We start from the raw sequence: 23,408 nt of genomic DNA on the forward strand, positions 1-23,408 counted from the left end.
GCATTGTCGATGACATAGGTGTCGTCACCATGCCGCCGCTGAGGATGTCAGCGCCCAGCCGCCATCCAGCCAGTCGTTGCCGGCCCCGCCTTGCAGGGTGTTGACGGAGGCGTTGCCGAGCAAGGTGTTGTTCAGGTCGTTGCCGATCACGGTGAAGGCACCGAGGCCGGTGAGGGTGACGTTTTCGACGTTTTGCAGGCTGGTTTGGCTGAGGTCGACGGTGCTGGTGGTCGAGGTCGAGGCGTAGCTGATGTTCAGCAGGTCGCGGCCCTGATCGGCCGTTTCCTGCAGCAGCGCCAGTTCGCCGAATTGGTCGAGGACGTAGGTGTCGTCGCCGGTGCCGCCGCTCAGTGTGTCCAGCCCCGTGCCACCGTTGAGCACGTTGTTGCCGCTGTTGCCAATGATTGCGTTGTTCAGGGTGTTGCCGATACCGGTGAGGTTGTCGCTGCCCGTGAGAGTGAGGTTTTCCAGGTTGGCACCCAGGGTCCAGCTCACCGAGGAACGCACGGTGTCGATTTCGCTCGCCAGGATGCTGGTCTCGGTGACCGCGTCCTTGAGGTTGTCGACGATGTAGGTGTCATTGCCGCTGCCGCCGATCATCACGTCGGCGCCGAGGCTGCCGTCCAATGTGTTATTGCCGTTGTTACCCACGAGGCGGTTGCTCAGGGCATTGCCGGTACCGTCCAGATTGTCGCTGCCGGTGAGGGTCAGGTTCTCGAGGTTGCTGCCCAGGGTGTAGCTGATCGACGACAGCACCGTGTCGATCTCCGCCAGCGAGGTGCCGCGTTCGATCACTGTGTCGCCGAGGTTGTCGACGAGGTAGGTGTCGTTACCCGCACCGCCGTCCAGGGTGTCGGCGCCAGCCTTGCCATCGAGAATGTTGGCGGCGGCGTTGCCGGTGAGGCTGTTGTCGAGCTCATTACCCGTGAGGTTCAACGCGGCGACGCCGAGCAGCACGCCGTCTTCGACGTTGGCCGACAGGGTGTAGCTCACCGCCGTCCTGATCAGGTCACGACCTTCGTCGGCCAGTTCAAGGACTTTGTCGACGGCATTGTCGATGACGTAGGTGTCATCGCCGCTGCCGCCGCTGAGGATGTCGGCGCCCACGCCGCCATCCAGCCAGTCGTTGCCGGCCCCGCCTTGCAGGGTGTTGACGGAGGCGTTGCCGAGCAAGGTGTTGTTCAGGTCGTTGCCGATCACGGTGAAGGCACCGAGGCCGGTGAGGGTGACGTTTTCGACGTTTTGCAGGCTGGTTTGGCTGAGGTCGACGGTGCTGGTGGTCAACGTCGAGGCGTAGCTGATGTTCAGCAGGTCGCGGCCCTGATCGGCCGTTTCCTGCAGCAGCGCCAGTTCGCCGAATTGGTCGAGGACGTAGGTGTCGTCGCCGGCGCCGCCGCTCAGTGTGTCCAGCCCCGTGCCACCGTTGAGCACGTTGTTGCCGCTGTTGCCAATGATTGCGTTGTTCAGGGTGTTGCCGATACCGGTGAGGTTGTCGCTGCCCGTGAGAGTGAGGTTTTCCAGGTTGGCACCCAGGGTCCAGTTCACCGAGGAACGCACGGTGTCGATTTCGCTCGCCAGGATGCTGGTCTCGGTGACCGCGTCCTTGAGGTTGTCGACGATGTAGGTGTCATTGCCGGAGCCGCCAATCATCACATCGGCGCCGAGGCTGCCGTCCAATGTGTTATTGCCGTTGTTACCCACGAGGCGGTTGCTCAGGGCATTGCCGGTACCGTCCAGATTGTCGCTGCCGGTGAGGGTCAGGTTCTCGAGGTTGCTGCCCAGGGTGTAGCTGATCGACGACAGCACCGTGTCGATCTCCGCCAGCGAGGTGCCGCGTTCGATCACTGTGTCGCCGAGGTTGTCGACGAGGTAGGTGTCGTTACCCGCACCGCCGTCCAGGGTGTCGGCGCCAGCCTTGCCATCGAGAATGTTGGCGGCGGCGTTGCCGGTGAGGCTGTTGTCGAGCTCATTACCCGTGAGGTTCAACGCGGCGACGCCGAGCAGCACGCCGTCTTCGACGTTGGCCGAGAGGGTGTAGCTCACCGCCGTCCTGATCAGGTCACGACCTTCGTCGGCCAGTTCAAGGACTTTGTCGGCGGCATTGTCGATGACGTAGGTGTCATCGCCGCTGCCGCCGCTGAGGATGTCGGCGCCCACGCCGCCATCCAGCCAGTCGTTGCCGGCCCCGCCTTGCAGGGTGTTGACGGAGGCGTTGCCGAGCAAGGTGTTGTTCAGGTCGTTGCCGATCACGGTGAAGGCACCGAGGCCGGTGAGGGTGACGTTTTCGACGTTTTGCAGGCTGGTTTGGCTGAGGTCGACGGTGCTGGTGGTCAACGTCGAGGCGTAGCTGATGTTCAGCAGGTCGCGGCCCTGATCGGCCGTTTCCTGCAGCAGCGCCAGTTCGCCGAATTGGTCGAGGACGTAGGTGTCGCCGGCGCCGCCGCTCAGTGTGTCCAGCCCCGTGCCACCGTTGAGCACGTTGTTGCCGCTGTTGCCAATGATTGCGTTGTTCAGGGTGTTGCCGATACCGGTGAGGTTGTCGCTGCCCGTGAGAGTGAGGTTTTCCAGGTTGGCACCCAGGGTCCAGTTCACCGAGGAACGCACGGTGTCGATTTCGCTCGCCAGGATGCTGGTCTCGGTGACCGCGTCCTTGAGGTTGTCGACGATGTAGGTGTCATTGCCGGAGCCGCCAATCATCACATCGGCGCCGAGGCTGCCGTCCAATGTGTTATTGCCGTTGTTACCCACGAGGCGGTTGCTCAGGGCATTGCCGGTACCGTCCAGATTGTCGCTGCCGGTGAGGGTCAGGTTCTCGAGGTTGCTGCCCAGGGTGTAGCTGATCGACGACAGCACCGTGTCGATCTCCGCCAGCGAGGTGCCGCGTTCGATCACTGTGTCGCCGAGGTTGTCGACGAGGTAGGTGTCGTTACCCGCACCGCCGTCCAGGGTGTCGGCGCCAGCCTTGCCATCGAGAATGTTGGCGGCGGCGTTGCCGGTGAGGCTGTTGTCGAGCTCATTACCCGTGAGGTTCAACGCGGCGACGCCGAGCAGCACGCCGTCTTCGACGTTGGCCGAGAGGGTGTAGCTCACCGCCGTGATCAGGTCACGACCTTCGTCGGCCAGTTCAAGGACTTTGTCGGCGGCATTGTCGATGACGTAGGTGTCATCGCCGCTGCCGCCGCTGAGGATGTCGGCGCCCACGCCGCCATCCAGCCAGTCGTTGCCGACCCCGCCTTGCAGGGTGTTGACGGAGGCGTTGCCGAGCAAGGTGTTGTTCAGGTCGTTGCCGATCACGGTGAAGGCACCGAGGCCGGTGAGGGTGACGTTTTCGACGTTTTGCAGGCTGGTTTGGCTGAGGTCGACGGTGCTGGTGGTCGAGGTCGAGGCGTAGCTGATGTTCAGCAGGTCGCGGCCCTGATCGGCCGTTTCCTGCAGCAGCGCCAGTTCGCCGAATTGGTCGAGGACGTAGGTGTCGTCGCCGGCTCCGCCGCTCAGCGTGTCCAGGCCCGCCGCGCCGTTGAGGGTGTTGTTGCCGCTGTTGCCGGTCAGAACGTTACGCAGGGTGTTGCCGACGCCGTTGAGGTTATCGCTGCCCGTGAGAGTGAGGTTTTCCAGGTTGGCACCCAGGGTCCAGCTCACCGAGGAGCGCACGGTGTCGATATCCCACAGCCAGAAGCCGGTCTCAATGACCACGTCCTTGAGGTTGTCGACGATGTAGGTGTCGCTGCCGCTGTCGTCGATCATGACGTCGACGCCAAGGCCGCCGTCCAGGGTGTTGTCGCCGCGGTTACCGACAAGACGGTTATTCAGGGCATTACCGGTAGCATTCAGGTCGTCGAAGTCGATAAGGGTCAGGTTCTCGAGGTTGCTGCCCAGGGTGTAGCTGATCGACGATGCGACCGTGTCGATTTCGCTCAGCGAGGTGCCGCGTTCGATCACCGTGTCGCCGAGGTTGTCAACGTAGTAGGTATCGTTACCCGCACCGCCGTCCAGGGTGTCGGCCCCGCCCCGGCCGTCGAGGATGTTGGCGGCGGTGTTGCCGGTCAGGCTGTTGTCGAGTTCGTTGCCTGTGAGGCTCAGCGCTGCAGAACCGAGCAGCACGCCATCCTCGACATTGTCTTCCAAATAATAGCTAACCGCCGTCAGGATCAGGTCGTGGCCTTCGTCAGCCAGTTCGGTGACTTGTACACCATTATTGTAGATGACATAAATGTCGTCGCCGCTGCCGCCACTGAGCTTGTCAGCCCCGGCCCAGCCATCCAGCCAGTCGTTGCCGGCCCCGCCCAGCAGGGTATTGTCGTAGCTGTTGCCGGTCAGGATGTTGTCCAGATCGTTGCCGATCACGGTGAAGTTGCCGAGGCCGGTGACGGTGACATTTTCGACGTTTTGCAGGTTGCTTTGAGTGAGATCGACGGTGCTGGCGGCCAGGGTCGAGGTGTAGTTGATGTACAGCAGGTCGCTACCTTGATCAACGTCATCCTGCAGCAACGCCAGTTCGCCGGCCTGGTCGAGGACGTAGATGTCGTCGCCGGCGCCGCCGCTCAGCGTGTCCAGGCCCGCTGCGCCGTTGAGCACGTTGTTGCCGGCGTTGCCGAGCAGGGTGTTGTTCAGGGTGTTGCCGACACCGGTGAGGTTGTCGCTACCAGTGAGGGTGAGGTTTTCCAGGTTGGCACCCAGGGTCCAGCTCACCGAGGAACGCACGGTGTCGATTTCAGATATCAGGGTGCTGGTTTCGGTGACTACGTCCTTGAGGTTGTCGACGATGTAGGTGTCGTTACCGGAGCCGCCAATCATCACGTCGGCGCCGAGGCTGCCGTCCAATGTGTTATTGCCGTTGTTACCCACGAGGCGGTTGCTCAGGGCATTGCCGGTACCGTCCAGATTATCGCCGCCGCTGAGGATCAGGTACTCCAGATTGCTACTGCTGCCCAGGGCGTAGCTGATGGACGACATGACCGTGTCGATTTCGCTCAGCGAGGTGCTGGTTTCCACCACTACGTCATCAACGTTATCCACAACATAAACGTCGTTGCCTGCACCGCCAATCATGATGTCTTGGCCTGCACCGCCATCGAGAACGTTATTCAGTGCATTGCCGATCAGCTCATCGTCAAAGGCCGAACCGGTAGCATTTTCGATTTTGGCGCCAAAGGCGATCGCCAGCCCGTCATTGATCAGTTCCAGGTTCGCAATGTCGACGAATGCCTTGCCGATATTGCTGAATTCGCCCTCATTGAGGTTCAGTCTGACGGCCGCCAGCTGGTTGCTGGCATCGATCGTATCGTTGCCGCCGGCATCCCAGATAGTTTCGAACACTGATTGGTCCGGTGCCCAGCGATAGACGTTGTTGCCGGTTTGCCAAAGCATGTTGGCGCCGTAAAGCTTCTGGATAGCGAGAATATCCAGCAGCATCGGTGTCGTCGGCTGATAGGAATACGCATTGTTGTAGCTCATGAGCGTGTAATGCGTATCGTCGAGCAGGGGCGAGATCAGCGTGCTGTTGGATTGGCTCGACTCGAATGGATGCTTGAGACCCAGGGCATGACCTATTTCATGCACGAACGTCATGAAGTCGTAGGTGCCTTTGACGGGGGCGGAGTTGTTCGTGTCCGGGCTGATCCAGACATCCCCGCCCGACGGTGTCCGGTCGGGGAGGTAGGCCCAGGCAGCGGCATCGTCGTCCATGCCCCAATAGCCGCCGAATCGCAAGTCGCCCACGGTGTTGAGGTTGTCACTGACCAGAGTGAACTTGACATTAGCCACCGCGCTCCAGGCGCCAAGCGCAGCGGTTACGGCGTTTTGTTGGGCCGATGTCAGGGAGAAACTGTTCAGGAATTCATTTTCAATGCTGTACTTGGTAGCGAAGTACGATTGGGGGTTGAGGAAACTATAGGTCAGCCGTGTCGCGAAGATGTCTGCGCCAAAGTCCGGGCTCAGCCAGGAAGTGCCGTAGATCAGGCTGTCGACTTGTTGGTTACCGGTCAGAACAGATGGCTTTGTTAAAACGTAACCAAGAGGAGACGACATTTTAAAGATCCTGAGAGGGCTGCGACCGTCCTGTATTGGCCGCTACAAGAAAGCGATTTTGCACCAGAGTCAGCGTCAATTGATATCACGTGGCCACTATTTTTTTATTGATGACGTCAAAAAACTGGCTGGTAAATCTGTGTCGGCATGCGCAAGTGAGTCTTGAGGAATGCGCGCTGGTATCCTGTTCGAAATTGACTAATCAGGACCTCCCATGAACGTTCCGACCCCAGCGCTCATCCGCGAAACCTTTCCCGTCGGGCCGTTGCAGTGCAACTGCACAATCATCGGCGACCCGATCACCAAAAAAGCCATCGTCGTCGACCCGGGCGGCAATCACGAACTTATCCTCGCGCGACTCGACGCCTTGGGCCTGAAGGTGGTCAGCATCATTCACACCCACGCGCACCTCGATCACTTCCTGGCTTCCGGGCAGCTCAAGGAGAAAACCGGCGCGACGCTGCACCTGCATAAAGAAGATCAATTCCTCTGGGACAACCTGGAAATGCAGTGCCAGATGTTCGGTGTGCCTTACACCCCCGTGCCATCGCCAGATCGCTGGTTGGCCGACGATGAAGAGCTGGCTTGCGGGTGTGGTGTGGCGTTGCACACGCCGGGTCATACACCAGGTTCCATGAGCTTCTGGTTTTCAGAGGCTAAGCTGCTGATAGCCGGTGATACGCTGTTCAGGCGCGGGGTAGGGCGCACGGATTTATGGGGAGGCGATCAGGCGACTCTCGTGCGTTCGATCAAGCAACGGTTGTATACCCTCGATGAAGAGGCGACGGTGGTGACCGGTCATGGTCCAGACACCTGTCTGGGCGATGAAATGCGCGGTAACCCCTTTGTACGAGCCTGAAGATGCAGTTGTGAAAGGCACGACGGAATTTTTGGCGTTGGCCATGATCCAACGCCCGCAAAGGTTCATTGCTTAAGTCCGCTGCACCACAGAATGCAAAAAAGTAGGAGCTCTCCATGTTCACCTCGCGTCGTTTGATTATTGTCGCTACTGCTGTGGCTTTGTTGTCCGGTTGCGCATCGCAGAACCCTTATGACAACCAGGGTCAGGCTGATGGCGGCTCCACGGGCATGAGCAAAACCGCCAAATACGGTGGCCTCGGCGCCTTGGCCGGTGCGCTGGCCGGTGCAGCCATCGGTCACGATAACCGTGGCAAGGGCGCGCTGATTGGCGCCGCCGTGGTGGGGGCTTCCGCCGCCGGTTACGGTTACTACGCCGACCAGCAGGAGAAAAAGTTGCGGGCCAGCATGGCCAACACTGGGGTTGAAGTGCAGCGCCAAGGCGATCAGATCAAGCTGATCATGCCGGGCAACATCACGTTTGCCACCGATTCGGCGAACATCGCGTCGAGCTTCTACCAGCCGCTGAACAACCTGGCGGGCTCGCTCAAGGAGTTCAACCAGAACCAGATCGAGATCGTCGGCTACACCGACAGCACCGGCAGTCGTCAGCACAACATGGACCTGTCCCAGCGTCGTGCGCAGAGCGTAGCGACTTACCTGACCTCTCAGGGTGTCAGCGGCGCCAACCTGTCGGCACGTGGTGCTGGGCCGGATAACCCGATTGCAAGCAATGGTGATGTGAATGGCCGGGCTCAGAACCGTCGCGTCGAGGTCAACCTGAAGCCGATTCCGGGTCAGGAATATCAGCAGCAGGGTCAACCAGTTCAGCAGTACTAAAACCCGTCTGACTGAACCCCAGGCGTTAAAGGCCCGCCCGATCCTCAACAGGTCGGGCGGGTTTTTTGTGTCGTCTGCTCAGGCCTCTTCGCGAGCAAGCCCGCTCCCACAGGATTTGTGTTTGACCACTATTTTGTGATCGACGAAGAACACTGTGGGAGCGGGCTTGCTCGCGAAGAGGCCCTGACAGGCACCAGAGATATCGATCAGAAACAAAAAAAGCCCTCGGACGATCACTCATCCGAGGGCTTTTTCATGTCGCGCGAAACCTGATTACTTCTTCAGGCCGTAATGCTCATCGAGCATGCCCGGCGCGTTCGGGGCTTTGGGGGCGTAGTCGCGAGGCGGTTCCTGATCGCGCGGTGGCGTCAGGCGTTCCCGTGGAGCCTGCGCCGCGTCGGCGTGCAGGGCAGCCAGCAAGCGTTGGCGAGTCTGCTCGTCCAGGGCCAGGCGGTTGGCGCCCTCGGCGAGATGATCCTGCACTTCCTGATAGCTCTGAGTCAGCTTCTTGACCAGGGTTGCAGTGCTGTTGAAGTGGGTGACCACTTCGTTCTGATACTTGTCAAAACGTTCCTGAATGTCATCCAGCTGACGTTGCGTGCGGTTAGGCGCGGCATTCGGCACCAGGCGAGCGATCAGGAATCCAATGGCGACACCCACAACCAGGGCAAGAGTCGGCAACAACCAAACTAAGAGCGAGTGTTCCACGAGTCCTTCCTCTATAAACGGCTTTGCTTTACGTTAACGGCTCGAACCTGCGCTGTATACCGCGATTCACTCGCAATAGATTGGCACAGACAATTGGCTAGACGAGTCGACCCGATTCGAGGTCACGGAGTTCCTTCCTTGCTTATGCGCGAAACCCCTGTAGTAATTGATGGCCCGGTCGGCCAGCTAGAAGCCCTTTACCTGAATAATGACCAGCCCCGTGGCCTGGCGCTGATTTGCCACCCAAACCCGGTGCAGGGCGGCACCATGCTCAATAAAGTCGTCTCGACCTTGCAGCGCACCGCGCGCGACGCCGGTTTGATTACTTTGCGTTTCAACTACCGTGGCGTCGGCACCAGTGACGGCACGCACGACATGGGCACTGGCGAAGTCGACGATGCCCAGGCGGCAGCCGAGTGGCTGCGGGGCAAACATCCTGAAATACCTTTGACCCTGTTCGGTTTCTCCTTCGGCGGTTTTGTTGCAGCAAGTCTCGGCGGTCGCCTGGAAGCCAAGGGCGAGCAGCTCAAGCATTTGTTCATGGTCGCGCCCGCCGTCATGCGTTTGGGCGACCAGGATCAACTGCCGCAACAAGGCACATTGACCCTGATCCAGCCGGAAACCGACGAAGTGATCGATCCGCAACTGGTTTACGATTGGTCCGACACACTCGATCGCCCCCATGAGCTGCTGAAAGTGGCAGAATGCGGACACTTTTTTCATGGCAAGCTGACCGATCTCAAGGATCTGATCCTGCCGCGTCTTTCGAATTGATTGCAGTCTGACAAGCGATTACCCATGACGACTCGTACCCGTATCCTCACCGGCATCACCACTACTGGCACGCCGCACCTGGGCAACTACGCCGGCGCCATTCGCCCGGCGATCCTGGCCAGCCGTGACAGCAATGCCGATTCGTTCTACTTCCTGGCCGACTACCACGCCCTGATCAAATGCGATGACCCGCTGCGCATCCAGCGCTCGCGTCTGGAAATCGCCGCGACCTGGCTGGCTGGTGGCCTGGACGTGGACCGCGTGACTTTCTATCGCCAGTCCGACATCCCGGAAATCCCTGAACTGACCTGGCTGCTGACCTGCGTGGCCGCCAAGGGCCTGCTCAACCGCGCCCATGCCTACAAGGCCTCGGTGGACAAGAACGTCGAGACCGGTGAAGACCCGGACGCCGGCATCACCATGGGCTTGTACAGCTACCCGGTGCTGATGGCTGCGGACATTCTGATGTTCAACGCCCACAAAGTGCCGGTCGGTCGTGACCAGATCCAGCACGTGGAAATGGCCCGGGACATCGGCCAGCGCTTCAACCACTTGTTCGGCCAGGGCAAAGAGTTCTTCACCATGCCTGAAGCGTTGATCGAGGAAAGCGTCGCCACCTTGCCAGGGCTCGACGGTCGCAAGATGTCGAAGAGCTACGACAACACCATTCCGTTGTTCAGCAGCGCCAAAGAGATGAAGGACGCGATTTCGCGGATCGTTACTGACTCCCGTGCCCCGGGCGAAGCCAAAGATCCGGACAATTCGCACCTGTTCACCCTGTTCCAGGCCTTCGCTACGCCGGCACAATCCGACGAATTCCGCAGCGAATTGCTCCAGGGCCTGGGTTGGGGCGAGGCGAAGAATCGTCTGTTCCAACTGCTCGACAGCGAATTGGGCGAGTCCCGCGAGCGTTATCACCAGCTGATCGAACGCCCGGCGGATCTGGAAGACATGCTGCAGATCGGTGCCAAAAAGGCCCGCTCGGTTGCGACGCCGTTCCTCCACGAACTGCGTGAAGCGGTTGGCCTGCGTTCTTTCGTCGCCCAGACCCAAGTCGCAGCGACCACCAAGAAGAAAGCCGCGAAAACCGCGCGCTTCGTCAGCTTCCGCGAAGACGACGGCAGTTTCCGCTTCCGTCTGCTGGCGGCCGATGGCGAGCAACTGTTGTTGTCGCGCAACTTCGCCGACGGTAAAACCGCAGGGCAAGTGACGAAGCAACTGCAATCTGGTCAGCCATTGGACGTACGCAGTGAAGACCTGAGCTTCAGCGTCTGGCTGGAAGGCGAGTGCATTGCCGACAGTCCGGCCTTCGCTGACAGCGCTGCTCGCGATGCTGCCATCGGTGCTTTGCGCATTGCCCTGACACCGGTTCAGGAATAATCAACGGCTCGGTCCGACCAAGGGCCGATTGCCATTCCCACGGGCCGTCGCTACAGTGACGGCCCGTTTTTGTTGCCTTGCTAACGAATTATGACGCCCCTAGAACGATATCAAGCTGATCTGAAACGCCCGGAATTCTTCCACGATGCTGCCCAGGAAACGGCGGTGCGTCATTTGCAGCGCCTGTACGACGATCTGGTCGCGGCCTCGCAGAACAAACCGAGCCTGCTCGGCAAACTGTTTGGCAAGAAAGACCAGGTGCCGGTCAAGGGCCTGTACTTCTGGGGCGGCGTGGGTCGCGGCAAGACTTATCTGGTCGACACCTTCTTCGAAGCGCTGCCGTTCAAGGAAAAGACTCGCACTCACTTCCACCGCTTCATGAAGCGCGTGCATGAAGAGATGAAGACCCTGGGTGGCGAGAAAAACCCGCTGACCACCATCGCCAAGCGCTTCTCCGATGAGTCGCGAGTAATTTGTTTCGATGAGTTTTTCGTCTCCGACATCACCGACGCGATGATCCTTGGCACGTTGATGGAAGAGTTGTTCAAGAACGGCGTGACCCTGGTCGCGACGTCGAACATCGTGCCGGATGGCCTGTACAAGGACGGTCTGCAGCGTGCGCGTTTCCTGCCGGCCATTGCGCTGATCAAGCAGAACACCGAGATCGTCAACGTCGATAGCGGCGTCGATTACCGTTTGCGTCACCTCGAGCAAGCGGAGCTGTTCCACTTTCCGCTGGATGACGCTGCCCAGGAAAGCCTGCGCAAGAGCTTCCGGGCCTTGACGCCAGAATGCACGGCAGCCATCGAGAACGACGTACTGGTGATCGAGAACCGTGAAATCCGTGCCGTGCGCACTTGCGATGACGTGGCCTGGTTCGACTTCCGCGAACTCTGCGACGGCCCGCGCAGCCAGAATGATTACATCGAACTGGGCAAGATTTTCCACGCCGTGTTGCTCAGCGATGTCGAGCAGATGAGCGTCACCACCGACGACATCGCCCGACGCTTTATCAACATGGTCGATGAGTTTTACGACCGCAACGTGAAGCTGATCATTTCTGCCGAAGTCGAGCTTAAAGACCTCTATACCGGTGGTCGCCTGAACTTCGAGTTCCAGCGCACGCTTAGCCGTTTGCTGGAGATGCAATCCCACGAGTTCCTGTCCCGGGCGCATAAGCCATAAGCGTCTCAAAACAGTAGAATGGTTCGGAAACTAAAAAGGCCTGCAATGCCACTTATACCCTAAACATACATATCTCTTGTTTAGAGTAGGGAGAAGTGGCCAACAGACCTTAGTAACCGGGGCTTCAGTCCGCCAAAGCATTACGATGTATGAATACATCGTAATGCATCGAAACATGAATCCGTCGACTTCAGACACCAAGAACTTTTCGGATTGCTCGGGCAAAACCCACCTCGAACATTGTTCGGCCGCGCTCATTGACGATTTCCCCGTGACTACCCTCTTGAAAACCTCGCTCCTCAAGGTAGTTAGGTGATACCGCCTTTTCTAAGGCTTCGCGCTCCGTCGGAGTCAGTTGAGCCGATGGGGCGAGTACAGCCAGTGGGTGTTCGCCAGGCGCCGCCACGATAGTTGCGCCCAGCGGGCGCCGGTCCACTGTTACCTGCGTGCTGGACTTCAAGACGTTGAGTTGCGCCTTGAGCTTATCCCGCTCAGAGATGATGGCCTGCATGATGGAGCGGATGGCTGGTTCTTCGATACGCATCAGGTACTCATGGCTCGCTAGCAACTTTTGCGGCTTGGGCATGGGAGGCCCAGCGTATGCAGCCCATGCTTCAATGAGCGCCTTGTAATCTGCCGATTGCGCGTTGTAGAGCGCGCGGCCCTTCAAGATGCCCTCGGCTTCGGCCAAACGACCGATGACCGGCAATGAGAAGTCGCGGGAGCCAACTTCATGCTGCTTGCGACAAAGCTCGTGCATTTTCGCCAAGTTAGACCGCCGGTTTGAGCGCCCGCCTTTGGCGAGCAGAGACTCAAGGACTGCGTCTGGGTGGATGTCCATCTTTCGATTCATGCGTCATTTACCATGAGGATATCGTGCTCAGCAGGGAACGCCTGGCCCCTATTTTTTGTGGGCAACAGCATGGCAAGATCCATGTCGAATTGCTGGCTGAGGCTCTCGCCTGCATCTATCAATCGAATTACTTCCCGCTGACCAAGAACGGGGTTCGCTGGATTCATCTGCTGCCCAAGGCGGAGCAGGAAGGCGTTGCCGGCAATTAGTTGCTCCTGTTCGTTCAACAGCATGAACATGGGCGGTAGGTCTTGTCGGTAGAGAACTGAATCCAGCAACTGGCTACGGCGAAACACTGCCTTGCCGGATTCAAGGTCGGGGTAGAGTGCGATGTTTTCACAGACGCCAGCGAGCTGGAGCAATTCCGACTCAGTCTCCTGAAAGGCAATGTGCAAGTCCCCAATTCCACCAGCGGCCACCAATTGGTTGCCGTGACCCTGCGGGGCTTCAAGCGCCATCTTGCAGCGTTCAATAAGACGCCAGCAGGCTACAAGATCCTCTGCTAGGTCACTAAAACGCTTCATTGTGCTCTCCCAGACACGCTCTGCTTGCCGGTGGGCACCCATATACGCAAACGGCTGACCAGCGTCTTCCGCTTCAGCTTTCTGCTTCTTCAAGCCTTGGAGTTCATTCTCACGAGTGAGGCAAAGGTTGCGCGCCTCATCAAAGTGATAAGCGAGTGTATTGAAGTGGGCAACAAGCGCTGGCATGTAATGCGGTTCGGTCACAAACCAGCGACAGCGCACACAGTTACGGCTGCCACCCGGAACGGGCCCGTGCTTCGGATTTGAAGCTGAGCCGAAATTAGGGCCACCGTTGTAGCAACCGCCAACTACGCCGTTATCCTCGATTTCGCTGGTGTTGCCACCAGCCAGGCACAGGCCGTGATGCATCGGCATCCAGCCCACTAAATTGCGCGCAGCTGGATGCTGCGGGATGGCGGCAGCGAGACTAGGAACATTGTTGCAGATGGCCTTTTGAAGGAGTTCGTCGTACTCGGTGTCGAGCAAGAAGTTCTGGATACTCGCCTCTTTATTCGCATTCAGCCGCTCTGCCGCATCGAGCAGCATGTCGTGGATGCGGGTTGCGCCTGGCTTTGTGTAATACAAAGTCATTATCAGGCGGCTGTGGCCGACGAGCTTTTGCAGTACCGCGAACGGAACCTGACCTTCGAGTGCCAGCGCGGTGATGAGAGAGACGCGGAGGCTGTGTAATGGAAAGAGGGTTGTCAATCCGTTGTTCTGTTCTTCCTGCGGTGGTAGGAATCGAATCGGCGTACCGTTGCTATGGGTTTCTTCCCGGTCGGCAAGCCGCTGTTCGAGTGCTTCGAGTAGGCGGAACCAGGCTGGGGACAACGTAGTTTCCTTTAACGGAAGTTGACGCTCGTAAATACCAGACTCAGGCAGACGAAAGAGAAAGCAGGAGTCGGGGTAGGCCGCCAGTTGCACACGGCTCTTCGCACTGATGTGGCGGCCGTCTAACTCCGTCCATGCCGTGCGTCGAGGGATGGGGTTGTAATGCTCCTGCCAGTTGCGCAGCTTTTCCAGCCAGTAGAAGACGTCCTGATGCTCTAGCCCGCCGAAGAACCATGGCAACACGTAACCCTTCTCCGGGCCGGACTTGGCGATGTCGGCGGTCTTATTGGTATTGATGTAGAGCATGGCCGAGACCGCTTCGCCATCGGCCAAAGGTTGACTGCGGCGGAATACGCCCTGTTGCAGTGGCCGGCGTTCGTTGCCCTGCGCAAGCCGGCTATGATTTAACGTCCAGTTTCCTGCCGCGTAGCGCCAGGTGTCTGCTTCGCCCGAGTCGAGCATCCGGACTTGAAATGTGCGCAACGGCACGATGAGCTTCGCGATCAATGCCACCCAGCGGACTGGGCTCCACATTTCTAGACGAGTGCCGTTCTTCATCGGGATCTCGCGCCACACGCAGTCCGGATCGTTCCGGTCAATCTGCTCTTCGGTCACCTCAAACCAGTCGGGACCAGAACGCACGCGTTGACCAGTTTCAACACCGAGTGCACTTTGCGCCCAATGCCAGTCACGGAAATGCGGTCCTGCGGCGAGCATCTGCCGCAGTTCGTCGATGTAGCCATAGGGCAGAGGCGAATGAACGCTCTCATCCCGCCTCATCCGCACCTCGGAGTCAGAAAGACGTGGCACCGGGTTGTGAAAAGCAGGAGACACAACTGGTTCGCCATAGTCGTTGGCTTCGCTGAGTTCATGCAGTAGCACAAAGTGCAGGAAGGCGTGGATGACATTATTGTACTGGATGCCTTCTTCTGAATTCGGACAGGCCGTACGGTAGAAATCGGGCAGGAGGGTGGTGCGCGCTAGGAGCACCGCGGGATCAAGCGGCAGCCTCTGCTGGACAAGGTAGCGCTCAAAGAAGGACACAAAGGCTCTCAGCCTTTTGGCGATGCCAGTTGTTTCACCTTCTAACCACAGCACCGCCAAGTCACGCCAGGTGGCGAGTTGAGGGTAATCCCGCCCGACCCAGCTGAGGGTTATATCCGTATTACGCTTAACCCCTTTTACCTTGGAGGTCGGTTGGGCGGATGCTCCCTGATCTGTCACATTTTCGTTCTCATCCATGAAGGTTCTCAGTTGTTCAGTTCGATATCAGCCAGCAATAGGTCGGACTTGGAGAGTGGCCCGGGATACTTGTCCCGCAATCGCTGCGCGGCCGACTCTAGTGCCGCGAAGGCTTCGCGGGTGTTCGCCCGCGTATACACTTCCTGGCTTTCCAGCGAGGCATGATGCATGAAGCGGCGGATGAGCGCCTTGTCGACGTCGGCGTTGCGCAGGCGGCGACCGTAAGCATGACGGTGGCCGTGTGGTGTCGTGCCCAGAGCCTTGCTAACTGTGAGTCCAATGCGCTTGCAGGCGGCGGCATGAGCCTTATTGTATTGAGCCAGCGTGTACATGGCTCCAACAGGCTCTCGGTTCAGGTTGACAAAGGCAAATGGGTGGTCGCGCTCAATACATGCGATCTGTTCGAGGTAGCGTTGCCAAAGCTGCTGGAACCATTCCCCATACTCGGGCAGGAACCAGTACGCCTGTTTGTAATAAGGCCCATCGTGCGTACCACCCTTCCAGCCGGCGTGGCGGCGATCAAGCACGTCAGTGCGTGGCACGAGACCATACTGATGGGCAAGGTATTCTGCTCGTGTACCTTTACGCGGTTTTCCTCTTTCATCGCGCCATTCAGCAGGCCCAGCCCCATAACTCGGGTGGTGAACTAGAACGTTAGCCTGGTCAGGGTTCGAGGGGGTCGGGAAAACGTCCTGAATGTAGAGGTGAAATGGCTCAGATTCCCGAAAGCCTGCGCCGTGTAGCAGCAATGTAATCAGCATGCCGCGATAATCGCGGCGCCCGCCTGCGTTAAAACCGTTTAACAGTAGTTCCTCGAAGCACTCTTCAGGGAAAGCCGGCGGCTCGCCCTTTTCCACATTGGGCAAGCGTCGACTACGCATCCGATGTCCGGTCTCGGGGGGCGCATTCTGCGCCCAGGTATGACCAAGGAATGCCTTGTTACGCCGGTATTGGTAGGCAGCCGCATCGATCTGACGGTCAAAGGCGCCGCCCTCATAGCGGGGATTCACCTTTGTGGCTTCAGGGAGCATGTTGCCCAGCCAATCGAAGAAGTCGGTGAGGTGGGTGATGATTTGCGCGACATCTTTCGGCGATCGTGGAGCCCAACACAATCCGCTACTGTCAAGACCCGTGCTGCGGTCAAATGTCCCTGTGTATAGGCGTTGAGCGAAGTTCTGGAACAGTTGATAGGTGTCGCGCTCCGCTGTATTAACTTGCAGATATTCGAGGAACATCCGCAATGAGCGAGTTACCTTGATCATCCACATGAGGCTGCGGTCGTGGCTGCGATGGAGAAAGTAATCAAGCAACGGTTCGAGCACGCCAGCAGGCGTCATTAACGCTGGAAGCTCCGTATAAACGCCAGTCGCGTCGGTGTAAACACGAGCCTTGACTGTCACAAACACTAGGCCTTCCCTATCTACGCGATGTGCAGGTCAAATCGCCCATTCGTGACCTTCTTCAACAACCTGATGCGTCTCGCTGACCACGATGAGCGCCTTACCCCTATGCACCAAGCAGAAACTAGATACGAGGTCAGCGTCGACACCTGCTGCGGACGTTGTGTCGCCAAGCGTGCCAATCCAGACATAACGGTGGGTTTCGAGGCACGCCAGGTAGTAGCTGGTAGGCATTGCGTTGCTCCAATCGATGACGTTGCGAGGCGCCAAGCTGGCTAACGTTACAAGACGCACGAAGGCGAAGCAATGAAGTGAAACGTCGAGAGCTCTCTCGCCGACACAGCTCAGGAAGATGAAGGGAGTAGTGGAAGGCAATCAGGTATTGAGCCAAATGATGGTGATGAGAGTAGCCGGGCTCGCATTAGCTGTGCGTAATTGCATCGCACATGACCACCAGGTTGCATTTCCACTGACCAGGAATTTGCATTGGTGCTGACCATTGTTTGCATCCGGCTGACCAATGCACGCAAAAGAGACGACAGGAAGAGAACGGCGGCCAATAAAGCTGCTGGCATGCTGGCATGCTGGCTGCGTTGTTTGATTTGCCGCCTATACTGATCTACCCGCGTGGCTTGTCATTCGTGTCGTTTTTCTCTTCAAATAGCGTCGCGTTCGCCGTGGCCACCCTTAGGAAAACAAGGGCTTACAGGGTGTCAAGGAACTCTATACGACATTATTGTCGCGTTTAAATGCGACAGTAATGTCGCCTAATAGTAGTTGGGCGTCACAAGGAAGTACTCATGGACATCGCACCACTTCTTGAGCGCCTGCGGATGGTGTCGAATGACCATCTACGCGCTAGCCTTCTCACACAGAATCTGAGCATTGATAACGCAAAGTTCCAAACAGCGTTCCAATGCGTAGCTGCAAGTCATGATCTGAGCAACCCAGATATTGATTTCCGAGGGCCTCCGGATATTCCTGCCCAAGTGATTCGAGGTGGTCGCCTCAGAGCATCGGCAGTCTTTATGGTCTTTTCTACCCTCTGTTACATGAGGAACGAGCATCTTGAACGGGGCTTGGACGATGTTCCAGAAAGCTCCCCACTTCGGGCGTTCCGAGATATCTATCGCGCCGGTAGCATTAAACGTGGCGAGGATACCTTGGTCCAACACGTCCGCAACTCGCTTACCCATGGCTCATTTCAATTAGGGAAATCCCCAGTGATAACTTTTATCGACAGGGAGTGGCAAGAAACGCTGGCCCTTGATCAAATCTTGGAGCTCTGCGAACACGTCCACCGCCTATACCATGAGGCATTCTCGGGCGGTGTTCCACGACCATCCCATTGGTCCAGGTACGGGCAGGAGAAGTCGTGAAGGTGACGCCCAACAAGGCGCTTAAATCGCTCACTTCGTTCGCTGGGACGGGCTAAAGCCCGCCCCCTTAGCTTAATCGTTAGGTGGTCGCAGTTCACCGCTGCTTAATCCGCATCCTCACAACGGAAAAATCGCAATGGCTTTGGCTTCCGTAGCACCTTACGCTTTCAGTCCAAACGAATTATGGACCCTTGGAATTGCTGCCTATGCAGCCGTGGTTTCTACTTTCGTTCTAGGATGGGACGCATACAAGTGGCTAGCTTCTGGAGCAAAGATCGATTTATCCGCATCAACTGGGATGAAGGTCTTGGGTGGTCCAATTCAAGATCCGAAAACATACATATCCATAACAGCATGGAATGTCGGTGACCAACCCACCACCATCACAAACTTGGGAGGTATGTACTTTGATTCGTGGTGGCGCGCATACGTCACCCGACGGAAACCCTCCGAGGCTTTCATCATCACTGAACCATCGCAAGCCCAACGCATTCCATATCGTTTTGAAATCGGAGATCAATGGGTCGGCTTAGTTGATCAGGCTGATGACATCGTGCAGAAGGCAAAGAATGGGTATTTGTTTCTCATCCTCTACACGGCCAGAGGTGGGCGTGGTCATAGAATTCGCGTGAAAATTCGAGAGAAGGAGTCCGCTGAACCATGATATTTGTCGGTTGGCTGGGGGCATGCCTTATCCCGGCATGACCTTATTTATACGTCGGACAAAGTAAGCTTTCTATGAAACCGACCTCAGGAAGAAGATGTATGGATCCGACCGAACAGCATGTTAATGAATACCTAAGGGCGATCGGCTATACCAGCGTCGTGTTTGAGCCTGACGGAAATAATCCACCCGACTTTAGCGTGAACGGGGTGATTGGTGTTGAAGTGCGTCGCCTCAATCAAGAAAACAACTTCGGAAATGCCCCCCCAGAGGGGTTAGAGGACAAGGAATACTCGCTATATGACGGAATGCTGAATCTCGCTGGCAGCTTTGGCCCTCCGACAAACGGAAAGAGCTGGTTCCTGAGATATATGTTCTCTCGTCCAATTGGGCGATGGAAGCAGTTGCAGCCGAAAGTCAAAGATGCGTTGGATAATTTTCTGCTAGCACCGACCAATGAAAGGACTATGCTTCTCAGTTTGCCTAATTTTAGAGTTTACATCTCCCCAGCGAGTGCGGTCGGCAACTCTAAACTCGTTGTTGGTGGGTACGTCGACCTTCAAGCGGGAGGTTTCGTTATTTCGGAGATGGAACGTAACATCCGAAAATTCATCATCGAGAAATCCTGCAAGGTCGATCCTGTGCGCCATACACATAATGAATGGTGGTTGGTTCTAGTCAATCATATCGCTCATGCAGTCGATAGCTCTGAGCAGTCTGCTATCAGGGAGTTGCTGAGAATTGAGAAACTTAAGGCCGAGTATTTTTGGGACCGAATTTTCGTCATTGACAATGTCGACTTCAATCAATGGTTTGAGCTCTAGCGGACATCTGAAGAAGCCCAACCTCTACGAAGTCGCAGGTCTGGAAACCATTCGACCTTAGCGCAGGACTCGCTTTACCCCAAGAATGGGATATGCCATTGGCTAACTCCTAACTTCACGCGCTACCGACGGCCGTCGTATGGAAGGTAGTGTCAGGGCGCACTTTGCGAACTCCTCTACCCGTTTTGCCAAATGGTAGAGAAGCTGAACAATACCGAGCTTGCGCTGCTGCGCTTCAAAGAGTCTTGCTAGCTCTTCCAGTTGATTATCTGAGTATGTGCCCGCTGACTCGAGCCTGCGAAGCTCGGCAGCACTAACGTTCACTGTAATGAAACTTCGGTAAACCGCTGGCTCTCCCGCCAGTGCTACGACTGTGTGCCCCTCATCAAGCTGGCTTGATGCAATGTGAACCTGATAGTTGCGCAGCAGCTTGACGACGTGAAGAGATGGATCTCTACTCGTTTTGAATGACAACTGTTGGCCAAGCAACTTAGTGACATCTTCAACTCGGCAAAGCTCGGTTAGTGATGCGCGAAAGTAAGCCCCTCTGACTTGGTCTGGGCGGAACGAAGTTGGGGAATCGTCGATTAGCTCAATCTGGCTCGCCATGTGTATCGCCGACTCGATGCAATGCTTTACCGAGTGAAATTGTCGAGGCCAACCCTTTGGTTTGGGTGGCAGCACGAAACCATGCGACACATCGACAAACCGATTTGCCTCAAAATTCGGAACCTTCGTCTTATGCGCCATGAGCGTCCTTACATTAAGCAAACGACAAAAGTGGCGTAAGGCTTTTCGCCATTTGTATCTGATCATGCCCCATGCTCACCCGCAACTCTATGGTTTGGGTGTCGAATCGGAAATACGAAAGAGGGGCTGCGAGAAGAGCGACATGATTTGCACGCACGTTACTGCTCGCTGCGAAGCATCTCCATGGTTCGCTTTTGGCCGAACTGGACCGTGCATGCCGGTATCTCACGACGTCTGCTTACAAGGCATAAGAGGTCACTCCCAGCCGAGCACTCAAGGCACAGTCAGTATTGGGGAGCCTACAGAATTCGGAAATAATCGTACGCTAAGGTTTCAGACTCTAGCGGCGGGCCAGATCCAGAGTTCACCCACCTCCATCCGCCTGGCTCCCGAAGGCCCACGGGCTGTGGCCTATACTGAATCGGTCAATGTGTTCGCAACCAACGTGTAGTACTGAAAGGAATCCCCACGACATGGCCGATATCGAGAACCCCTCCGAACAGCTAGAAGCGCGTTTTACCGAGTTGAAAGCGCAGTATCAGCGGTTGCAGGACGATTACGACGATGAAGTTCTTTTGTGCACGGGTCTGCTACGCGCCCTGGCCAATGCAGACTATGGCTTTTGTGAGACGCTGGTGAAGCACGCCGACTGCTCGGCTGAGCGCAAGGCCGACGCACTTCAATACATCGCCGATGCGCGTGCTGGGTATGATTGAGCGGACTAGCGGTTATGCCGAGATAAAGGAAATTTAGGACATTGGCGCTGTATGTAATTGTTTTAGAGTCGTTTTCTTCGTGTCATCCGCTACGATCCTCACGTGTGTGCCACAGGCGCAGCAGGTAGATATTTGAGCAGCAGCGCTACCGGGCCAGCGGCCTCAACCTGGTAACAGCTGCTATCGTACTGTGGGGCACGGTCTACCTGGAACGGGCCACCCAGGGGCTGGCTGACACCGGAAAGCCGGTGAATACCGACCTGTATCAGTACCTGTCGCCGCTGGGCTGGGAGCACATCAATCTGACTGGCGATTACGTCTGGCGGCAGAGTCGCCGGCTGGAAGACGGGAAATACCGACCACTGCGAAAGCTATAAGTAATAACTACGCTAAAAACAGCTAGTTACGAACCAAATGAGTGAATTTTTCCTTTATCTCGGCATGGCTTCGTCATAGATCAACAGCAGGGGTGTCAAAATGTCGAAAGGAGATCGCCTTTTCCGAGGGCCGGAAAGTCACGCGGCGGAAAAGTTATCCAGAGATGCACTCGCACCATTCCTGAACGATCGAGGCTACGTTGTCATTGACGACGAGCGAAAACGAACGGGCGTGGCCATTCAGCAGTTCATCAGTCTCCGCACTCCCGATGGCCAGGTACTGAGCATGCGCGTCCGACTGTGCTGGCGGCGCGATGGACGAAATCCCAACGAGAAGAAATACGCAGCGGCTCAGTTGGCGGCGCATCTGCGGAAAGGTGGATGGGATGCGACGCTGGAGCACATCACAACGAGAGATACGAAGCGCGGGCTCACTCACAATTTGCTCGTGCAGCGTGACGAAGGCGCCATTATCTTTGCCGCGCTCATTCCTATCGAAAGCCTCCATGCCATCTGGAGCCGCCAGCGCGAAGTCAGCGATGACCTGCAACGCCGTGAGTTGAAGGGACGAGCCAAGAAGAATCATGCTCAGAACGGCACCAGCCCGACTCTGTGGTTACAGGATGACCGGACACCTGACGGACACGAGGTGGCCGACGCACTGTGGCAGTGGCCGGGTGTGATCGATTTAGCCAAGCTCACTCCCCATGTAGTGGTCGACGATACCTACGACGACTGCCCGGCGCCGTACTATTCGTCTTTGGGTCGAGATGAAGGCGAGCGCGTGCCCGTGCTTCGCTCGGAGGTTCGTCGCGATCCGCATGTACGTCGAGCTGTACTCGAAAGGGCTGGGTTTGCGTGCGAGCGTGAGGATTGTGGCAAGCGCCGGGAATTCCCTGGCTTCCTGGATGTTCATCACATCTTAGGGGCCGAGAAATCAGACCGTGTATACAACTGCGTGGCCCTGTGCCCGTGCTGTCACCGCGAAGCGCACTATGCGCCAGATGCGGATGAACTCAACAAGCAGCTACTTACATATGCCAAGAGGTTCGGCTGAACCACTTTGCAGTGGGAGGCCCCTATCGTGCTCGGCGATTACGTCTCGTGGCAGGGCCGCTGCGTAATTGCACAGACTTGACCACCCATTTCCGCCTCTTTCAGGTGAGCCACCTAGAGGGGCCAGTGTGTTCGTAGCCTGGCTAGCTCTCGCTCTAATGCACACAACTCTTTGTTGAACACGGCCAATTCCTCAAGGCTGTATTCAATGCATTGCTGCGCACCGGAGGGAAGTCCAATGACATTGACGATCTTGTGACGGTGCGCCTCGACGCCCCATCGACCGTGGGCCATCTGATTGCGCCGCACCCGAGCGGCATGCATATGCTCAATCCATCGTTCATAGGCCGCACGGCGTTTGGAGCCGGCGGGTAACCTCTCTGCAACTTGGGTCGAAAGCGTTTCGAGCTTCGTATGGATGTTCTGCCCTTCGATCGATTTCGATAAAGTTTCCAACTTTGTGCCGTTGTCCAACCACGCCAAGCAGAGCCCTAAATTCACATCGATGTATGAGAACGCGAAGAGCATCTGTCCGAGTAACAATGCAGCCTCAGCTTGCATCGCCTCTTGACGTGCCATCAGTTGTCCAGCTGTTTCGATCGGGTCAGGCGTTGAATTAGGTTCCAAGGCTTTCTCGCATTCGTAGTCTGGGTGATGCAGAGTTCAGCACATTATTCCGTAGGTCTGCTCCTGGCCGTTCTCTGCCGGTCGTCACTACCACATGCTGGTCAAGTCGAATGCAAACGGTTGGTCAGCGCGAATGCAATTGACTGGTCAACGGCAATGCAAATGGGTGGTCAAGTCCGTGCAATTATGCAGCCGCTGCCTGAAAAACCTTAGCGTACGATTTTTTCCGAATTCTGTAGGCTCCCCTATTGATTCGTACATACGGATAACTGCGCCGGAACCTGCAGACTTTGCTGTGGAGCACAACGTGACCATGCATAGGACTAAATCTCGCCTACATACCATGCCGAATCATGGTATAGCTTTCACATTTGCGGATAAAAAAATACCCCT

General features: G+C 57.0%; 17 protein-coding genes and 1 pseudogene. 10 read left to right on the plus strand and 8 right to left on the minus strand.

All coding sequences use genetic code 11. The annotated features are described in order from the left end of the window. Positions 1–24: 24 nt before the first annotated feature. Entirely contained in the window at positions 25–6,027 is a 6,003-nt protein-coding gene (locus PSH88_RS05395; RefSeq protein WP_305483481.1) for a M10 family metallopeptidase, read from the minus strand. Between the two features lie 214 nt (positions 6,028–6,241). Here PSH88_RS05395 and PSH88_RS05400 point away from each other — a divergent pair, with 214 nt between their 5' ends. Continuing rightward, the gene (locus tag PSH88_RS05400) at positions 6,242–6,886 is read left to right on the plus strand and encodes an MBL fold metallo-hydrolase (protein WP_305425243.1); all 645 of its coding nucleotides are present in this window, start codon (positions 6,242–6,244) and stop codon (positions 6,884–6,886) included. Positions 6,887–7,002: 116 nt separating this feature from the next. Next, complete coding sequence (locus PSH88_RS05405; protein ID WP_305425244.1) at positions 7,003–7,725, plus strand: YiaD family glycine zipper/OmpA-like lipoprotein; 723 nt, start codon at positions 7,003–7,005, stop codon at positions 7,723–7,725. A gap of 273 nt (positions 7,726–7,998) precedes the next feature. Here the strand turns inward: PSH88_RS05405 and PSH88_RS05410 are convergent, their stop codons facing one another. Then, positions 7,999–8,433 (minus strand): Z-ring associated ZapG family protein, encoded by a 435-nt coding sequence (locus PSH88_RS05410; RefSeq protein ID WP_305425246.1) that lies wholly within the window; start codon positions 8,431–8,433, stop codon positions 7,999–8,001. Positions 8,434–8,577: 144 nt separating this feature from the next. Between PSH88_RS05410 and PSH88_RS05415 the strand changes: the two genes are divergently transcribed. The 3 genes from PSH88_RS05415 to zapE all read left to right on the plus strand — a co-directional run bounded on the left by PSH88_RS05415 (position 8,578) and on the right by zapE (position 11,772). Beyond that, entirely contained in the window at positions 8,578–9,207 is a 630-nt protein-coding gene (locus PSH88_RS05415) for an alpha/beta hydrolase (protein WP_305425247.1), read from the plus strand. A 24-nt stretch (positions 9,208–9,231) separates the two neighbouring features. Beyond that, the gene (locus PSH88_RS05420; RefSeq protein ID WP_305425248.1) at positions 9,232–10,587 is read left to right on the plus strand and encodes a tryptophan--tRNA ligase; all 1,356 of its coding nucleotides are present in this window, start codon (positions 9,232–9,234) and stop codon (positions 10,585–10,587) included. Positions 10,588–10,677: 90 nt separating this feature from the next. After that, positions 10,678–11,772, plus strand: coding sequence for a cell division protein ZapE (gene zapE, locus PSH88_RS05425; protein WP_305425249.1), 1,095 nt, complete (start codon positions 10,678–10,680; stop codon positions 11,770–11,772). 190 nt (positions 11,773–11,962) lie between these two features. Here the strand turns inward: zapE and gmtX are convergent, their stop codons facing one another. Genes gmtX through PSH88_RS05445 form a run of 4 tightly spaced genes read right to left on the minus strand, consistent with a single transcriptional unit; the run spans position 11,963 to position 16,856 of the window. Further along, positions 11,963–12,625, minus strand: a complete 663-nt coding sequence (gene gmtX / locus PSH88_RS05430) for a gamma-mobile-trio protein GmtX (RefSeq protein WP_305425250.1) — start codon at positions 12,623–12,625, stop codon at positions 11,963–11,965. Beyond that, complete coding sequence (gmtZ, locus tag PSH88_RS05435) at positions 12,622–15,222, minus strand: gamma-mobile-trio integrase GmtZ (protein ID WP_305425251.1); 2,601 nt, start codon at positions 15,220–15,222, stop codon at positions 12,622–12,624. Before gmtZ ends, gmtX begins: the two co-directional genes overlap by 4 nt. Positions 15,223–15,230: 8 nt before the next feature. Then, positions 15,231–16,628: a gamma-mobile-trio recombinase GmtY gene (gene gmtY / locus PSH88_RS05440; protein ID WP_305425252.1), complete on the minus strand. Its 1,398-nt coding sequence runs from the start codon at positions 16,626–16,628 to the stop codon at positions 15,231–15,233. Positions 16,629–16,658: 30 nt separating this feature from the next. Next, positions 16,659–16,856, minus strand: coding sequence for a hypothetical protein (locus tag PSH88_RS05445; RefSeq protein WP_305425253.1), 198 nt, complete (start codon positions 16,854–16,856; stop codon positions 16,659–16,661). A 1,281-nt stretch (positions 16,857–18,137) separates the two neighbouring features. On the opposite strand from PSH88_RS05445, the gene PSH88_RS05450 reads away from it, so the two are divergent. Further along, positions 18,138–18,665, plus strand: a complete 528-nt coding sequence (locus tag PSH88_RS05450; protein WP_305425254.1) for a hypothetical protein — start codon at positions 18,138–18,140, stop codon at positions 18,663–18,665. 101 nt (positions 18,666–18,766) lie between these two features. Beyond that, positions 18,767–19,489: a hypothetical protein gene (locus PSH88_RS05455; RefSeq protein WP_305483482.1), complete on the plus strand. Its 723-nt coding sequence runs from the start codon at positions 18,767–18,769 to the stop codon at positions 19,487–19,489. 102 nt (positions 19,490–19,591) lie between these two features. On the opposite strand, the gene PSH88_RS05460 is transcribed toward PSH88_RS05455, so the two are convergent. Then, positions 19,592–20,239: a hypothetical protein gene (locus PSH88_RS05460; protein WP_305483483.1), complete on the minus strand. Its 648-nt coding sequence runs from the start codon at positions 20,237–20,239 to the stop codon at positions 19,592–19,594. A gap of 473 nt (positions 20,240–20,712) precedes the next feature. On the opposite strand from PSH88_RS05460, the gene PSH88_RS05465 reads away from it, so the two are divergent. The 3 genes and pseudogenes from PSH88_RS05465 (at position 20,713) to PSH88_RS05475 (ending at position 22,389) form a co-directional block, all read left to right on the plus strand. Next, positions 20,713–20,955 carry a hypothetical protein gene (locus PSH88_RS05465; protein WP_305425256.1) on the plus strand — a complete coding sequence of 81 codons (243 nt, stop codon included), beginning with the start codon at positions 20,713–20,715 and terminating at the stop codon, positions 20,953–20,955. A 131-nt stretch (positions 20,956–21,086) separates the two neighbouring features. After that, positions 21,087–21,332 (plus strand): annotated as a pseudogene (locus PSH88_RS05470) (Tn3 family transposase); the annotation flags it as partial. Between the two features lie 100 nt (positions 21,333–21,432). After that, positions 21,433–22,389, plus strand: coding sequence for an HNH endonuclease signature motif containing protein (locus PSH88_RS05475; protein ID WP_305425257.1), 957 nt, complete (start codon positions 21,433–21,435; stop codon positions 22,387–22,389). Positions 22,390–22,502: 113 nt separating this feature from the next. On the opposite strand, the gene PSH88_RS05480 is transcribed toward PSH88_RS05475, so the two are convergent. Then, entirely contained in the window at positions 22,503–22,967 is a 465-nt protein-coding gene (locus PSH88_RS05480) for a hypothetical protein (protein ID WP_305425258.1), read from the minus strand. Positions 22,968–23,408 lie beyond the last annotated feature (441 nt).

The organism is Pseudomonas wuhanensis (assembly GCF_030687395.1).
GTDB classification, from domain to species: domain Bacteria; phylum Pseudomonadota; class Gammaproteobacteria; order Pseudomonadales; family Pseudomonadaceae; genus Aquipseudomonas; species Aquipseudomonas wuhanensis.

What these genes read in the sequence shown, in the direction of transcription:
- PSH88_RS05395 (WP_305483481.1), bottom strand. Translation starts at nt 6,027, where the DNA reads ATGTCGTCTCCTCTTGGTTACGTTTTAACAAAGCCATCTGTTCTGACC.
- PSH88_RS05400 (WP_305425243.1), top strand. Translation starts at nt 6,242, where the DNA reads ATGAACGTTCCGACCCCAGCGCTCATCCGCGAAACCTTTCCCGTCGGG.
- PSH88_RS05405 (WP_305425244.1), top strand. Translation starts at nt 7,003, where the DNA reads ATGTTCACCTCGCGTCGTTTGATTATTGTCGCTACTGCTGTGGCTTTG.
- PSH88_RS05415 (WP_305425247.1), top strand. Translation starts at nt 8,578, where the DNA reads ATGCGCGAAACCCCTGTAGTAATTGATGGCCCGGTCGGCCAGCTAGAA.
- PSH88_RS05420 (WP_305425248.1), top strand. Translation starts at nt 9,232, where the DNA reads ATGACGACTCGTACCCGTATCCTCACCGGCATCACCACTACTGGCACG.
- zapE (WP_305425249.1), top strand. Translation starts at nt 10,678, where the DNA reads ATGACGCCCCTAGAACGATATCAAGCTGATCTGAAACGCCCGGAATTC.
- gmtX (WP_305425250.1), bottom strand. Translation starts at nt 12,625, where the DNA reads ATGAATCGAAAGATGGACATCCACCCAGACGCAGTCCTTGAGTCTCTG.
- gmtZ (WP_305425251.1), bottom strand. Translation starts at nt 15,222, where the DNA reads ATGGATGAGAACGAAAATGTGACAGATCAGGGAGCATCCGCCCAACCG.
- PSH88_RS05445 (WP_305425253.1), bottom strand. Translation starts at nt 16,856, where the DNA reads ATGCCTACCAGCTACTACCTGGCGTGCCTCGAAACCCACCGTTATGTC.
- PSH88_RS05450 (WP_305425254.1), top strand. Translation starts at nt 18,138, where the DNA reads ATGGCTTTGGCTTCCGTAGCACCTTACGCTTTCAGTCCAAACGAATTA.
- PSH88_RS05455 (WP_305483482.1), top strand. Translation starts at nt 18,767, where the DNA reads ATGGATCCGACCGAACAGCATGTTAATGAATACCTAAGGGCGATCGGC.
- PSH88_RS05460 (WP_305483483.1), bottom strand. Translation starts at nt 20,239, where the DNA reads ATGGCGCATAAGACGAAGGTTCCGAATTTTGAGGCAAATCGGTTTGTC.
- PSH88_RS05465 (WP_305425256.1), top strand. Translation starts at nt 20,713, where the DNA reads ATGGCCGATATCGAGAACCCCTCCGAACAGCTAGAAGCGCGTTTTACC.
- PSH88_RS05475 (WP_305425257.1), top strand. Translation starts at nt 21,433, where the DNA reads ATGTCGAAAGGAGATCGCCTTTTCCGAGGGCCGGAAAGTCACGCGGCG.
- PSH88_RS05480 (WP_305425258.1), bottom strand. Translation starts at nt 22,967, where the DNA reads ATGGCACGTCAAGAGGCGATGCAAGCTGAGGCTGCATTGTTACTCGGA.